The 14649-nt window shown below is 45.3% G+C and carries 11 protein-coding genes and 1 other RNA gene; 7 read left to right on the top strand and 5 right to left on the bottom strand.

The features are described 5' to 3' along the window. The first annotated feature begins 14 nt into the window (after positions 1–14). Positions 15–382: a transfer-messenger RNA gene (ssrA, locus tag D8S93_RS06900) on the top strand. Positions 383–667: 285 nt separating this feature from the next. On the opposite strand, the gene D8S93_RS06895 is transcribed toward ssrA, so the two are convergent. Beyond that, entirely contained in the window at positions 668–1231 is a 564-nt protein-coding gene (locus D8S93_RS06895) for a porin family protein (RefSeq protein ID WP_005391484.1), read from the bottom strand. Between the two features lie 424 nt (positions 1232–1655). Between D8S93_RS06895 and D8S93_RS06890 the strand changes: the two genes are divergently transcribed. From D8S93_RS06890 to D8S93_RS06875, 4 genes are all read left to right on the top strand, one after another. After that, positions 1656–2537, top strand: coding sequence for a LysR family transcriptional regulator (locus tag D8S93_RS06890; RefSeq protein WP_152812607.1), 882 nt, complete (start codon positions 1656–1658; stop codon positions 2535–2537). Between the two features lie 120 nt (positions 2538–2657). Then, entirely contained in the window at positions 2658–4193 is a 1536-nt protein-coding gene (locus D8S93_RS06885) for a bifunctional GNAT family N-acetyltransferase/carbon-nitrogen hydrolase family protein (RefSeq protein WP_005391488.1), read from the top strand. 204 nt (positions 4194–4397) lie between these two features. Continuing rightward, positions 4398–4985, top strand: a complete 588-nt coding sequence (locus D8S93_RS06880) for a DedA family protein (protein WP_193621589.1) — start codon at positions 4398–4400, stop codon at positions 4983–4985. A gap of 180 nt (positions 4986–5165) precedes the next feature. After that, positions 5166–6533, top strand: coding sequence for a Na+/H+ antiporter NhaC family protein (locus D8S93_RS06875; RefSeq protein WP_186437868.1), 1368 nt, complete (start codon positions 5166–5168; stop codon positions 6531–6533). Positions 6534–6608: 75 nt separating this feature from the next. Here the strand turns inward: D8S93_RS06875 and D8S93_RS06870 are convergent, their stop codons facing one another. From D8S93_RS06870 to D8S93_RS06860, 3 genes are all read right to left on the bottom strand, one after another. After that, the gene (locus tag D8S93_RS06870) at positions 6609–7448 is read right to left on the bottom strand and encodes a 3-keto-5-aminohexanoate cleavage protein (RefSeq protein ID WP_152812603.1); all 840 of its coding nucleotides are present in this window, start codon (positions 7446–7448) and stop codon (positions 6609–6611) included. After that, entirely contained in the window at positions 7439–8770 is a 1332-nt protein-coding gene (locus D8S93_RS06865; protein WP_152812601.1) for an aspartate aminotransferase family protein, read from the bottom strand. Before D8S93_RS06865 ends, D8S93_RS06870 begins: the two co-directional genes overlap by 10 nt. Before the next feature lie 206 nt (positions 8771–8976). After that, positions 8977–10245, bottom strand: coding sequence for an O-acetylhomoserine aminocarboxypropyltransferase/cysteine synthase family protein (locus D8S93_RS06860; protein WP_005496305.1), 1269 nt, complete (start codon positions 10243–10245; stop codon positions 8977–8979). A gap of 289 nt (positions 10246–10534) precedes the next feature. On the opposite strand from D8S93_RS06860, the gene D8S93_RS06850 reads away from it, so the two are divergent. Beyond that, a complete protein-coding gene (locus tag D8S93_RS06850) occupies positions 10535–12280 on the top strand; it encodes an amidohydrolase (protein ID WP_152812599.1) in 1746 nt (581 codons plus the stop codon). A gap of 63 nt (positions 12281–12343) precedes the next feature. Here the strand turns inward: D8S93_RS06850 and D8S93_RS06840 are convergent, their stop codons facing one another. After that, complete coding sequence (locus D8S93_RS06840) at positions 12344–13261, bottom strand: LysR substrate-binding domain-containing protein (protein WP_152812597.1); 918 nt, start codon at positions 13259–13261, stop codon at positions 12344–12346. 106 nt (positions 13262–13367) lie between these two features. Between D8S93_RS06840 and D8S93_RS06835 the strand changes: the two genes are divergently transcribed. Further along, positions 13368–14624, top strand: a complete 1257-nt coding sequence (locus D8S93_RS06835; RefSeq protein ID WP_152812595.1) for a D-amino acid dehydrogenase — start codon at positions 13368–13370, stop codon at positions 14622–14624. Positions 14625–14649: the final 25 nt, after the last annotated feature.

The following is a 14649-nucleotide window of genomic DNA, read 5'->3' as shown; positions in this document are numbered from 1 at the left end:
TGCGAATATTACCTGGGGCTGATTTAGGATTCGACGGGAATTCAGAAGTCTGAGGTGCATGCCGAGGTGCGGTAGGCCTCGTTAACAAACCGCAAAAAAATAGTCGCAAACGACGAAAACTACGCACTAGCAGCTTAATAACCTGCTCAGAGCTCTCTCGCCCTAGCTTCCGCACGTAAGACGGGGAATAACGAGGGATCAAACCCAAACGCGCTAGCCCGGATTCTCCCGCCTGAGAGATGAACGGCGAATTTTAATTCAGGCTAGTCATTCATTAGCGTGTCGGTTCGCAGGTGGGTGGCGAAATTAAAGATCGACTAAGCATGTAGTACCAATGATGAACGGTTTTCGGACGCGGGTTCAACTCCCGCCAGCTCCACCAAACGTTTGGGAAAGGCCACCTTCGGGTGGCCTTTTTTGTATCTGCTATCCGTACTTATGTTGCAACAGTACACGATCTACTTTTACGATGTTACTTGCTATTAGTGCACGGCTTCTTTTATAGCCTATAGAAAATAAGCAGATGATCTCTAATAATCAACACTTCCAACTTTATAAATATTTTATTCATTAGTAATTTTATGCAGATAATTAAATCTCTTAAAAAATAAAAATGCGAAGCCATTTAGCTTCGCATTTTTATTTGGGTTAAACATGGTTAACAATATTAGAAACGATATTCCACACCTAGCGATGCTTGGTTAAAATCAGTTTTTGTGTTTGCACCATTCGCTACGTTCTCTGCATTAAGTTCTACGTCGTACCACATATATTCTGCGTTAACTAAGAAGTTATCAGTAACTTTAAAACCAACACCGGCACCAGCGAATACACCTTCGTCATCTTTGTTGCCTTGGAAGCCCGCAACGTTGTAATCCGTCGAGTACCACATTTGACCGCCTTTTGCGTAAAGATCGACACGATCAGCAATAGGGGCTGTAACTTTTAGTGCTGCGGTGTAACCGTCCGTTTCGGCATTTGCTAAGTTATTACCATAGCTACCAAAATCAATGTAACCGCCCTCTAACGCTAAGTAAGGGTTAAAACGGTAACCAACCAAACCTTGAATAGCATCACTGTCATCATCAAAGTCATCTTGTCCATCAACTTTTAAGTAACCATAATTGGCGCCGACATAAACACCATGATCTTTGGAGTCCGCTGCGTGAGATAAAGTACTAAACGTTGCTAAAGAAAAAAGGCCAATCAAAGTAACAACATTGCTTTTCATTTCGTTCTCCTAATATAAGTGCCATTGAAAGTTCGAATTATATAAAGCAAATGCAATGCCAATTTTAATTTAATGAAAAACATTTTCTACTTTATAAAAAATTGACATTATTTTGAAATTAGAACAACAAAACTAAAAGTTATACCGTTTTATTTACCTTGAGAAAACAATATTAGATTTGTGTAAATACTAATGATGTAAAACATTCTATTTTATTTGTAGTTTTTTCAAAAGATAGGAGAAATCAATAAACAAACCCCAATCATCAATTATTTACATACCCATTATATTTAGGATTCTTAATTTTTGGTCTGGATTCTTTATGAACGAGTAAGGAAGGTAATCACACATCGGCTTTTTCTCTCTTTGCTTCAATAGGTAAATCTCCTACTCTGTGAAGAGGCTATCTCCATGGGACTGAAGTATGTTAAAAGGCAGTGAGTACCCTTCTATCCGAGCATTGAGGACGTTTGTCGCGGTTGCAAATTACCTCAGCTTCTCTAAAGCGGCGGATGCCCTATGCATTACACAAAGCGCAGTAAGCAAACAAATCGCCGCGCTTGAACAACTAGTGGGCTTACCTTTAATACAAAGAGGCTCGAATGGTATTGAGTTAACTGAGGAAGGAAAACGCTACCTACCGCAAGTCACAGAAGCACTAGAACTTATTCAGAATGCAACCGCTAACTTAATCCAATCAGATTCAAAGCAAGAATTGCTCACCGTGGATGTTACTCCTTCTTTCGCTAGCCTTTGGTTGGTGCCTCATATTGATGACTTCCACCAGCGACATCCCAATATCCGTGTAAGAATCTGTACCGGAGATGGGAACGTCAAAGGTTCAAGCGGTGAAAGCGACTTGCATATTCGTTGTCTTCCATTGTCCACGCATTATGAATACAGCCACTTACTATGCGAAGAAATACTACTATTGGTCGGTTGTACTAACGCTCCTGCACTCAAGAATGTGCACGCTGTTAGCGACTATCCGCTGATACCTCAAATCACTCGTCCTCAGTTGTGGGAGCAATTTAAGGCGGCACATGCAGTAGAATCAACCGTTACCTATCACTCTGTAGGCTTTGAACATTTTTACCTAGCTTACGAAGCCGTCAAAATGGGAAAAGGACTCGCCTTACTTCCTGATTTTATGGCGCAGAATACTATTTTAAGAGGGGATATCCAACGTATTCTTAACCTATCTTTACAGAGTGGTTATGGTTATTACGTGATGATCCCGAATTATCGCCTATCGGCTAAGAAAGTGGCGGCGTTTTACGAATGGTTGAAGAGCAAACTAAGCTAATATTGTTTTCTTGAAATGCTTTTGGTAACCCAAAACAACTCAAAGACTTCAGTATCTGTCTGCTCCAAATTGTGGCATTCTCATTAACACTGTTTCAAAAGGATAAATGGATTGAAAGATATGGACAGCAATTCGCCCAAACTCTCATTACGTACCATTGAGCCAACGGATTACCCTGAGCTTGCAGAACTAATGGACTTAGTGTTTCCTGATGTTGGCGGCTCATGGCCACGGCTGACGATTATGGATCTCATTCATCAGTTTCCTGATGGCCAAATCTGTATTGAGGATAACGGCAAAATAGTCGGTGCAGCATTAACCATTAAAGTGGACTACAACCGCTTTTCTCTTCCTCACCTGTATACCGACATCATTACCGAAAACAACGTCATACAGAATCAAGTAACCGGTGATGCAATGTATGGTCTCGATGTATTTGTCCACCCAGACTATCGAGGGCTACGTTTAGGTCGACGTTTATATGATGCACGTAAAGAGCTTTGCCGTAGTAAGAACTTCAAAGCCATTTTAGCCGGTGGTCGCATTCCTAATTACCACCAATACGCAGATGAACTGAGCGTTGCAGAGTACATCGACAAAGTAAAACGCCGTGAGCTTCATGACCCTATTTTGTCTTTTCAGCTTGCTAACGACTTCGATGTAAAACGAATCATGCGCGGCTACTTACCAGAGGATAGCGCTTCTAAAGGTTACGCGACACTGCTGGAGTGGGATAACTTTTTCTACGAAGAGGATATTCAATCCGTACACGATGTAGAAAAAACGCTGATTCGGATTGGTGTCGTCCAGTGGCAAATGCGCGCGATGAATGACCTGGAGGATTTGCTCGATCAAGCTGAGTTCTTCATCTCTTCTCTTGCGAACTATAAAGCCGATTTCGCCCTATTCCCTGAGTTCTTTAACGCACCGCTGATGGGCTTGCAAAACGACAAAAATTCCGTTGAAGCAATCCGCTTTTTGGCTAGCTTTACAGAAGAGATCAAAAACCGTTTCTCGCAGATGGCGGTCACCTACAACATCAACATTATTGCGGGCAGTATGCCCGTTATCGAAGATGGCAAACTGTATAATGTGGCCTACTTGCTGCAACGAGATGGTGAAATTAACGCTCAATATAAAATCCACATCACACCTCATGAACAAAGAGACTGGGTGATCGACGGTGGTGACAATGTTCAAGTGTTCGAAACCGATGCGGGCAAAGTCGGCATACTTATTTGTTATGACAGCGAATTCCCTGAATTGGGAAGAATGTTAGCAGAACAAGGCGCACAAATTGTATTCGTTCCTTTCTGGACGGACACAAAAAATGGCTACCAACGAGTACGAATTTGTTCCCAATCGCGTGCCATTGAAAACGAATGCTATGTTGCAATTGGTGGCAGTGTTGGTAACTTACCTCGTGTTGATAACGTGGACATCCAGTACGCGCAATCTGCCGTATTCTCACCGTCGGATATCTACTTCCCGCACGATGCGACCTTGACAGAAGCAAGCGCCAACACCGAAATGATGATCTTCGCCGATGTTGATTTGACTAAGTTGAAGCAACTTAATACCGAGGGTTCAGTAACCAACTTACGTCACCGACGCCTTGATTTGTATGGCGCATTTACTAAAGCTAAAGAGTCATAATGGTGTGCCTTATTCGCCGCCACACGGGAGCGTGGCGGCGAATAAAACAAGCAGCAGATTGATTCCGCACAATAATCAGAGGCATGTCAGTTTTTCTCAGCGGTGAGAAACAAGAATTGACCCAGTAGGACATTCGGAGTATCACTCCAACTTCGTTCCGCTTTTATTAGGGGAAAGCTTTTGGAACACATTAACGAACTTCTCATGTCAATGAAGCCTTTGCTCGAGCAATACGGCTACTTGGCGCTGATTGTCAGTATATTTCTAGAAGGGATAGGTGTACCGATGCCTGGTCAATCGCTGATGATCGCGGCATCTTTGCTCTCTTCAGAACAAGTCATGAACCTAAGTATGGTTATGATGGTATCGTGGCTAAGCTGCTTTTTTGGGAATACCTGTGGTTACCTAATCGGGTATTACTTTGAAGGCTGGTTGGATAAAAAAGGCTATATCTCTGGCCCGAAGATGCAAACACTTCAACTGACTATCCAGAAATACGGCCCTACGTGCTTGGTCGTCAGTCGCTTTATTGAAGGAATGAAGCAATTTATGCCTCTTGCGTGCGGTATCGCGAAAATGCCACGTAGAGAGTTTTTGTTCGGTAACGCCCTCGCGGCGACGGTTTGGGTATTGGTATTCAGCTTGTTAACTCACTTTGCATTTGAACATTTAAGCGTGTTGAGCAACCTGTACACCGAATACAAATATCTGGTATGGGCATTTGCTGCTGTCTTATTTACGTGGATGGTTTTAGGTATTGTTAAACGCAAAAAAGCCAAATCAATGCAATAACGACAGCCTCTTCATTGGCGCATAACTAAAGCTCGTGGTATCAGTGAGATACGTAATACGAGCTTTTATCTTTTTCTTTACGTGCAAAAATTAAACAGCCATTTAGACGTCTAGACGTTGACAATGCGTAAATGTGATATTAGTCTGCTCTTCTCTCTTATTATTAACATTGTCGTTTACATGTCCGGTTCCCAACAAACAACTAAAACAGTTGCACCTTCTGCGGTCGCACTGATCCCATTGATTGTATTCCTTGCGCTGTTTATTGGCGTAGGCACTTACTTATCTTTGCAAGGCGTTGAATTTGCCTTCTACCAGCTGCCTGCACCCATCGCGGTATTACCAGCCATCATCATTGCGTTTCTTTTAAGTAAAGAGAAACTTAACCGCTCAATCGAACACTTCATGCGTGGTGTTGGCCACCCAGACATCATCGCAATGTGTATGATCTATCTGCTTGCTGGTGCCTTTGCTGCGGTAGCAAAAGCCTCTGGCGGTGTTGATGCAACGGTGAACCTTGGTTTATCCGCAATTCCAACCAGTATGATTTTACCGGGCATTTTTCTGATTTCTGCTTTTATCGCAACAGCAATGGGCACTTCGATGGGTACCATCGCAGCCGTTGCACCCGTAGCGTTAGGCATTGCTGAATCAGCCGGGATGAGCTTACCGTTAACCGCAGGCGTTGTGCTGAGCGGCGCTATGTTTGGTGACAACCTTTCTATCATCTCTGACACCACGATCGCGGCGACACGCTCTCAAGGTTGTGAGATGAAAGACAAGTTTAAAGAGAACATTCGTATTGCTTTGCCTGCGGCGTTGATCGCGATTGCAGTGTTCGCTTTCAACAGTACAGCGACTCAAGTGCCTGCAACTGGCGATATTGAGTGGCTAAAAGTCTTGCCGTACATCACTATTTTGATCCTAGCGGTATCTGGTGTGAATGTGTTTGTGGTTCTGTCGATTGGTATCCTTTTGGCTGGCGGCGTGAGCTTGGCATCGATTGACAATTACGGACTGACTAATCTAGCCCAAGACGTTTATAAAGGCTTTGGTAACATGCAAGAGATCTTCTTGTTATCCATGCTAATTGGTGGTTTGAGTGAACTGATGCGTCGTCAAGGCGGCCTTGCTTTCCTAACCAATTTCGTTAGCAGCCTTATCCACGCGTTTGGCTCTAGCCACTCTAAGCATGCCAACAGCCGCGCGAGTGAGCTAGGTATCGCAGGCTTGGTGTCGATGGTCAATGGCTGTACGGCAAACAACACCGTAGCCATCATTGTATCGGGCAGCGTTGCTCGCCAACTGGCGGAAGAGAATAATGTCTCTCCTCGCCGCTCAGCAAGCTTGTTAGACATTTTCTCATGCGTGGTGCAAGGCGTGTTGCCTTACGGCGCTCAAGTGTTGCTGCTAGGTTCCGTATTCAACCTATCGCCAATTGAAGTGGTTGCTAATTCTTACTACTGCTTTGCATTAGCGATAGCTGCTGTTGTTGCGGTGTTTATCAAACATCCCGCACGTCAACCTGTAGTGCAAACTGAGAACTAGCGACAAATACCGAAAAGGCTCCGATGGAGCCTTTTTGCTTTCCGTTCTTCTTTATTTTCCTTGCTTCAAACAGATTCACTTTAAAACTGAACGCAAATTTTGCGCACTGTGTAAAGGAATCGCGAAGCGATGCGCCACATCGCGTAGAGCCTCCACCAGAGCCGCGTTACTGATTGCTAATTCGCCTGTCGTATCAAAGTGATTGTTCTCAAAACCAACTCTCACATCAAACCCAAGTAACATCGCACTCGCTAAACAGTCTTGCTCTCGCGCGCCAAAAGCACAAATGGCACATCGAATTTCTTCCTCGACAAAACGCGCCAAATTCAAACCTCGTAAATCCCATGGTGAAGACTGCTGAGCTTGGTGATAACGCCCTAACACCACTAATGCATGCTGATGCGTTTTAGGTAACACGCCCGTATCACGCAGTTGAAAATAACGTTCAATGTCGGTTGTATCGTAGAGAATAATTTGGATCACGATGCTGTTCTCTGCCAACCAATGGAAAAAGGCATTCCCTTCTTTCTCACTTGCGCGATCGGGGATTAACTCCCTCAATGCGAAAGAAGCCGCTTCTGGTTTCACAGCTTTAACTAACGCCATCTGTTGTGACGGAGAATATAAACCCACCGCCTCTGTGGTGAGCTGAACCATCATGTTTTCTCCCACCGCTTCTTTCACGGCATGGTAAATTGCCATGTTGTCGTCGATGTCTAGTGAATGACGTCCGTTAGCGTCCCTAGCATGCAAATGGATCATGGCAGCCCCTGCTGTTTGACAAGCGGTAGCCTCTGCAACCAGTTCGTCTGTTGTCATAGGTAAGTTGGCGTGATCATGCTTGGTTTTTCTTGCGCCGTTTGGAGCCACGATTATAGCGATAGGTTCTCGCAAATATTGGTTTGCTACTTCCATGTCTCCGCCACCTCTTTTAACGTCAGTGAGAGTTTGCCAACTAGCTCATCAATATGGTGAGGCTGAACAATGAAAGGCGGTGCGAGCAAAATATGGTGCCCATTAACACCATCAATCGTTCCGCCCATTGGGTAGCACATTAAGCCATTTTCCATTGCTCGATGTTTGATGCGTTTGTCTGCCAATGTGGTTTTACTCAGCGGCGCCTTGCTTTCTTTATCCGCCACCAGCTCAATGCCAAAAAACAAGCCTTTACCACGAATGTCGCCAATGTACGGTAAATGGGCCAATGCAGAAGTAAGCTCATTACGCAGCAAAACACTTTGCCGATTCACCGCCGTTAATAAGTCATCTTGGAAGATGGTTTCAATTGTTGCCACGGCGGCAGCGCACGCCACAGGGTGTGCCATAAAGGTATGACCGTGTTGGAAAAAACCGCTTCCATCAGCAATAGCTTGATAGACTCGATCATTCGCAACCACCGCGCCAATAGGTTGATAACCCGCACCAAGCCCTTTAGCCATACAAACCAGATCGGGCTCTGCCTCTTCTTGCTCAAACGCAAAAAAACTGCCACTTCGCCCAACGCCACACATGACTTCATCCAAGATCAATAACACATCGTATTGGTCGCATATTTCGCGAATACGTTTGAAGTAACCTTGAGTCGCTGGCACAGCTCCAGCGGTGGCTCCCACAATAGGCTCGGCGACAAAAGCCATTACATTCTCAGCCCCCAACTCAAGAATTTTTGCCTCAAGTTCATTCGCCGTTCGCAATGAGTAATCCAATTCCGACTCATGAGTCTGCTGATACCGATAAGCATAGCAAGGGGCAATGTGATGGCTCGGATGCAAGATAGGCTTGAACGGTTCACGTCGCCATTCATTACCACCGACCGCCAGGGCTCCCAACGTATTGCCGTGATAACTTTGCTGACGCGCGATGAATTGCTTCTTCTCTGGCTTACCTGATTCCACAAAATACTGCCGCGCCATTTTTAGTGCCGACTCCACCGCTTCTGACCCGCCACTTACTAAATACACATGGTTGAACTGCTCAGACATATACTGACAAATCAATTCCGCTAGTCGCTCACTGCTGTCACTAGTAAAAAATCCAGTATGAGCAAACGTCACTCGCTCGATCTGTTCCAACATGGCTTTTTTAACGGCGTGATGACTGTGGCCAAGGTTTGATACCGCAGCACCACCACAAGCATCGAGATACTGTTTCCCTTGTTTATCGAATAGATAAACACCTTCACCTTTATCGATGATTGGCAGCGTGGCATGGCAATGACGGTGAAATAGGTAAGACATTTGAGTCCCTTCCAATGTATAAGGTTTGCACACATCATCAGAAACAAACCCAAACGCGACAAGGGAATAAATTTCACCCACCATGAGCTTTTGGAATACCACAACCCAAAAACACTAAAGATTTTGATATTTAAACAATAAAAAAAAACGGGCCAGCTTTTTTAAAGGCTGGCCTATAGGTAACCAAAAGCTAAAAAAGAGTCGTTTTACGCGTTTAGTGCCTGTTCTAAATCGGCTAGAATATCGTCAATATGCTCAATACCCACAGATAAACGAATCATCTCTGGTGACACTCCAGCTTGTTTTTGTTCTGCTTCGCTCAACTGACGATGAGTCGTCGATGCTGGATGGCAAGCCAATGATTTTGCATCGCCAATATTCACCAAACGCTTAAAGATTTTCAGAGCGTCATAAAAGCGCACTCCGGCTTCATAACCGTCTTTTAAACCAAACGACAAAATCGCAGAAGGCTTACCTTTCATGTATTTTTCGGCGAGGTTGAAGTGTGCTGAACTTGGCAAGCCGGCGTAACTCACCCAGCTGACTTTGTCATGCTGTTCCAAGAATTCAGCCACTTTGAGAGCATTCTCAGTATGGCGTTCCATACGCAGCGGTAACGTTTCTAGCCCTTGCATAAGCATAAATGCATTCATCGGTGATAATGCCGAACCGGTATTACGCAATGGTACGGTACGCGCGCGCCCGATAAATGCTGCCTCACCAAACGCTTCGGTATACACGACTCCGTGGTAAGAAGGTTCTGGTTGGTTGAAAACGGGAAAACGGCCTTTGTGCTGCGCCCAAGGGAATTTACCGGAATCTACAATCACGCCACCCAATGTGGTGCCATGCCCACCAACGTATTTAGTGAGGGAGTGAACGACGATATCCGCACCGAACTCGATGGGTTTGCACAGCACTGGTGTCGCGACGGTGTTATCCACAATCACAGGTACGCCTTGTGCGTGAGCAAGCTCCGCTACGCGTTCTAAATCAATGATATTACCGGCTGGGTTGCCAATGCTCTCGCAGTACACCGCTTTGGTATTTTCATCAATTAACTCGGCCAAACTTTCTGGCTTATCATCTTTGGCAAACTTCACTTGAATACCTTGATTTGGCAGCATGTGCGCAAACAAGGTGTAAGTACCGCCATAAAGTTGCGGCGTAGAAACGATGTTATCGCCTGCTTGCGCTAAGGTCAGAATCGCATAGTTAATCGCTGCACTCCCCGCACTCACGACCAATCCAGCAATGCCGCCTTCTAACGCCGCCATGCGTTTTTCCAGAACATCGTTAGTCGGATTCATGATGCGAGTGTAGATATTACCCGGCACTTCCAAGTTAAACAGATCAGCGCCGTGCTGCGCGTTATCAAACTCGTACGCGACCGTTTGATAAATCGGTGTCGCGACAGATTTAGTGGTAGGGTCAGTTTCGTAACCAAAATGGATGGATAGCGTTTCGTCTTTCATGTTCTTCCTTGAGCGTCATCGAGATAAATCGTGGACTTATCATGCCGACTTTTTAACCACAGAACCTCGTTATGGGTCACATTGCCCAAGTCCAGAAACGTTTATGAAATGGGAAAAGGTAACATTTTTGATATTCATCGATAGGTATAACTTGCGCTTGATTGAAAGTCTTTAATCTTGTTGATAATCCTCCTTCAATATGAACTAAAGTGAATTTGACCTATTGAGTTCTCAAACTCATTGAGATGGGGGCAATAGGCAAAAACCTTACTCTGTATGGAGATGACCGATGAACAAAAACTGGATCCCTATTGCCCTCTCTGGGCTTGCTTTAACGGGGTGTTTTTCTGAAGAAGCGAAAGAAGCAGAAGCCGTCGCCGAGCCGCTAAAAGTAACCGCCGCAGACAAAATTTATTATGGTGGCGAAATCCTAACCATGGCTAGCGATAAGCCAGAGTACGCCGAAGCCGTCGCGACATTAGGCGAGAAAATCATTTATGTCGGCAGCAAAGATGGAGCGATGGAACACAAGTTCGGTAAAACACAGTTGGTCGACTTAAAAGGCAAAACTATGTTGCCTGGCTTTGTTGATCCGCACAGTCATGTGTATGGTGTTGGTCTGCAAGCCATGGTCGCAAACGTGCTGCCATCTCCTGATGGCGAAGCCGATACCGTAGCGAAAATCATCGAAACTCTAAAAAATGCCGAGAACAATAATACGCAACGCCTATTCATTGAGAAAACGGGTTGGATTTTAGGTTTTGGTTACGACGACGCCCAACTGGATTACTACCCTACCAAAGCGGATCTCGATAAAGTCAGTACAGATAAGCCTGTATTGATCATCCACACTTCGGGGCATTTGAGTGTCGCGAACAGTAAAGCGTTAGAGCTCGCAGGCATCACATCAGAATCGGAAGATCCAAAAGGTGGCATTATCCGCCGAATGGAAAACAGCCAAGAACCAAATGGTGTTCTAGAAGAAAACGCGCACTTTGCAATGCTGTTCAACCTCAATAAGTTGATTGATTCTGAGCTTCAAGATCGCATGTTAGAAGCCTCGCAAGGTATGTACGCGAAATATGGCTATACCACGGCTCAAGAAGGACGAGCAACATCAGAAGGTTATGAAGCGATGAAACGCGCGTCGAAAAACGACAAGTTGATGATCGACTTGGTTGCGTACGCCGATATGGTATCGAGCAGTGATTTTATGGACTCGGAATACAACACGCCAGAGTACACCAACCATTTCCGCATCGGTGGCGTAAAGCTGAACTTTGATGGCTCTCCACAAGGTAAAACGGCATGGCTAAGTCAGCCTTACTTCCACCCACCACATGGACAAGATAAAGACTACGCCGGCTACCCAACTTTCGAAGATCAACAAGCTTACGATTACGTAGAAACAGCCTTTAAAAATGAATGGCAAGTGCTGACGCATGCCAATGGTGACGCGGCGATCGAGCAATTTATCAATGCGGTAACCAAAGCAAATGAAAAGCTAGGAAAGCAAGACCGCCGACCTGTTCTCATTCACGGCCAAACCATGCGCCAAGACCAAGTGGATCGCTTAGCTGCGCAAGGCATCTTTCCGTCTCTATTCCCAATGCATACTTTTTATTGGGGTGACTGGCATGTGGACTCGGTACTCGGCCATCCTCGTGCCGATTTCATTTCACCAACTCAAGCGGTGAGAAAGGCGGGGTTAAAATTCAGTACACACCATGACGCACCTGTGGCGCTGCCAAGTTCATTCCGAGTATTGGATGCGACCGTCAATCGCACCACCAGAACTGATAAAATACTGGGTGCAGATCAGCGTGTTGACACTTATACCGCACTGCAAGCCATGACGATTTGGCCAGCTTACCAACACTTTGAGGAGTCGTATAAAGGTTCTATCGAAGTGGGTAAGAATGCGGATTTAATCATCCTCGATAACAACCCGATGAAGATTGAACCTAAGGCGCTAAAAGATCTCAACGTGGAAGAAACCATCAGCAGAGGTGAATCGGTTTATCAACGACAGTAATCCAAAATAAAACACCGCCGTTATCGAGGCGGTGTTTTCTATCTGACTCACCAGGCACTTTATCTATTTGCTCGCCACTTGCTGTAATAACCAAGTACGAAACTTGTTTGTGGACTGGCTTCGTGTGTTCATGATTAAGTAGTATCCTGCATTGGCTGGAACCGGCTGAAAGGGAGAAACTAAACGCTCTGTTGTCAATTCATCCTCAATCAGTGCCATTCGTGCCATCGCAATCCCAACTCCTGCTTCCGCCGCAGACATCGCCATATCCGTTCGATTAAAAAAGTGTCCAACATCGGTTTTAAAGTCTAATCCCATTGCTGACGCCCAATATAGCCACTCATAGTCACGCGTCGCTTTTTCCCATGGCATCGCATCGTGTAGTAGCGTCGCCTCCTGCCATTTCTTCACTGACATTAAGGATTCTTGTTCATAGAAAGGCGCTTTTAGCCAACCATGATCCTCAAGGTACTTCGGACTCATTACGGGCAGCAGTTGCTCATCCAAAATCAACTCCGCGTTAGCATTTCGGTAAGGATGAAGACCATAGTCTATCGCGACGTCATAGTCTTTTATCTCACTATTCACTAACGCACCTTCCGCGAAGATTTGCACTTGGATATCCGGGTTCTCGTGATGAAAACTTTCCAGCTTTGGGACTAACCATTTAAAAGCAAAAGAAGGCGTTAATTTTAAGCGAATCTCATTGGTGTGCTTTTCTACTTTGAGCTCATCAAGCAGTTTGCTCAGCTCGGAAAAGTGAAACTGCGTCGCTTGGTGTAACTGAGTGCCTTTAGCGGTTAAACGAATACCGCGGGAATGGCGTTCAAATAAAGTAAAACCTAATAACACTTCCAAATGAATAATTTGTTGGCTCACGGCTCCCGTAGTGAGGTGCAAAAACCTAGCCGCGCCAGTAAAGCTGCTGTGTTCCGCGACTTGGCTAAACAGACACAAGCCACTTATTAAATTACTTCTCATCCTTGAGCCTATAGTTTTTCTAAACGCTGTATGTAATTTATATCGATTGTTAACAAAAGGTAAAGAAAAGAAACTAACCACTCAGATAAATGTGTGGAGTACATCAATGGAAGTCATCGTATTAGGCAGCGGCGTCATCGGCTTAACCTCTGCTTGGTATTTATCTCAAGCAGGCTATCAAGTTACCGTTATTGACCGTCAACCAAGCAGTGCAATGGAAACAAGTTTCGCCAATGCTGGGCAGATCTCGTACGGCTATTCTTCGCCTTGGGCTGCGCCTGGTGTTCCTGTTAAAGCCATAAAGTGGTTAATGGAAGAGCATGCTCCACTCAAAATCAAGCCAACCCTCAATGCCGATATGATCAGTTGGGCAAGTAAGATGGTGGCCAATTGCACCCTGTCTCGCTATCAAGTCAACAAAGCTCGCATGCTTTCTATTGCTAACCACAGCCGCATGTGTCTGGAACAATTACGTCAAGAACATGCCATTGAATATCAAGGTCGCCAGTTCGGCACCTTGCAAGTATTTCGAACGCCTCAACAGCTGCAAGCCATTGAAAAGGATATGCAGCTTCTAGAGCAAAGCGGGACTCGGTTTGAGTTGATGGACGTAGAACGCTGCATTGAACAAGAACCTGGACTGGATCTTGTGAAAGATAAGCTGGTTGGTGGCTTGCACCTGCCAGATGACGAAACAGGCGATTGCTATCAGTTTTGCCAACAACTCACAGAGCTCGCTAAGGCCCATGGCGTCAGGTTCGAGTTCGATACCGAAGTAAGCAATTGGGTTACAGTAGGTAAAAAGATCATGGGTGTCCAAACGAACCGAGGACAGTTTAAAGCGGACCAATATGTAGTTGCCTCTGGCAGCTATTCTACAGCGCTACTCAAGCAAATCGACATTGAGATTCCTGTCTATCCAGTAAAAGGCTATTCGCTCACCATCCCAATGGAAGATGAGCACTTCTCTCCTCGCTCTACTGTGATGGATGAAACCTATAAAGTCGCCATGACTCGGTTTGATGACAGAATTCGCGTAGCGGGCACCGCAGAATTAGCAGGGTTTGATGCCTCCCTTCCGCAAAAACGAAAAAATACCATCGAAATGGTCATCCGTGATCTTTTCCCTCGCTGCGGCGACTTTAACCAAGCCGAGTTTTGGAGTGGCTTTAGACCAATGACGCCTGATGGCACACCGATTATTGGCGCAACTAAATACGATAACCTTTTTACTAACACCGGACACGGCACTCTGGGTTGGACTATGGCTTGTGGTTCTGGTCAATTACTAGCGAGCATTATGACTGGTGAAAAAGCGAAAGTGATGGATGACACAGAGCTTAACCTTTGCCGTTATGCATAAGGACATATCTGCATAAAAAACAAAC

It is taken from the genome of Vibrio sp. VGrn 2, assembly GCF_009361695.1.
Classification (GTDB): domain Bacteria; phylum Pseudomonadota; class Gammaproteobacteria; order Enterobacterales; family Vibrionaceae; genus Vibrio; species Vibrio diabolicus.
This window is presented reverse-complemented; position numbering and strand designations above follow the sequence as displayed.

Excerpts from the sequence above, each read along its gene's own strand:
- D8S93_RS06840 (WP_152812597.1), bottom strand. The coding sequence starts at position 13,261 with ATGAGAAGTAATTTAATAAGTGGCTTGTGTCTGTTTAGCCAAGTCGCG.
- D8S93_RS06875 (WP_186437868.1), top strand. The coding sequence starts at position 5,166 with ATGTCCGGTTCCCAACAAACAACTAAAACAGTTGCACCTTCTGCGGTC.
- D8S93_RS06895 (WP_005391484.1), bottom strand. The coding sequence starts at position 1,231 with ATGAAAAGCAATGTTGTTACTTTGATTGGCCTTTTTTCTTTAGCAACG.
- D8S93_RS06885 (WP_005391488.1), top strand. The coding sequence starts at position 2,658 with ATGGACAGCAATTCGCCCAAACTCTCATTACGTACCATTGAGCCAACG.
- D8S93_RS06860 (WP_005496305.1), bottom strand. The coding sequence starts at position 10,245 with ATGAAAGACGAAACGCTATCCATCCATTTTGGTTACGAAACTGACCCT.
- D8S93_RS06870 (WP_152812603.1), bottom strand. The coding sequence starts at position 7,448 with ATGGAAGTAGCAAACCAATATTTGCGAGAACCTATCGCTATAATCGTG.
- D8S93_RS06890 (WP_152812607.1), top strand. The coding sequence starts at position 1,656 with ATGTTAAAAGGCAGTGAGTACCCTTCTATCCGAGCATTGAGGACGTTT.
- D8S93_RS06835 (WP_152812595.1), top strand. The coding sequence starts at position 13,368 with ATGGAAGTCATCGTATTAGGCAGCGGCGTCATCGGCTTAACCTCTGCT.
- D8S93_RS06880 (WP_193621589.1), top strand. The coding sequence starts at position 4,398 with ATGTCAATGAAGCCTTTGCTCGAGCAATACGGCTACTTGGCGCTGATT.
- D8S93_RS06850 (WP_152812599.1), top strand. The coding sequence starts at position 10,535 with ATGAACAAAAACTGGATCCCTATTGCCCTCTCTGGGCTTGCTTTAACG.
- D8S93_RS06865 (WP_152812601.1), bottom strand. The coding sequence starts at position 8,770 with ATGTCTTACCTATTTCACCGTCATTGCCATGCCACGCTGCCAATCATC.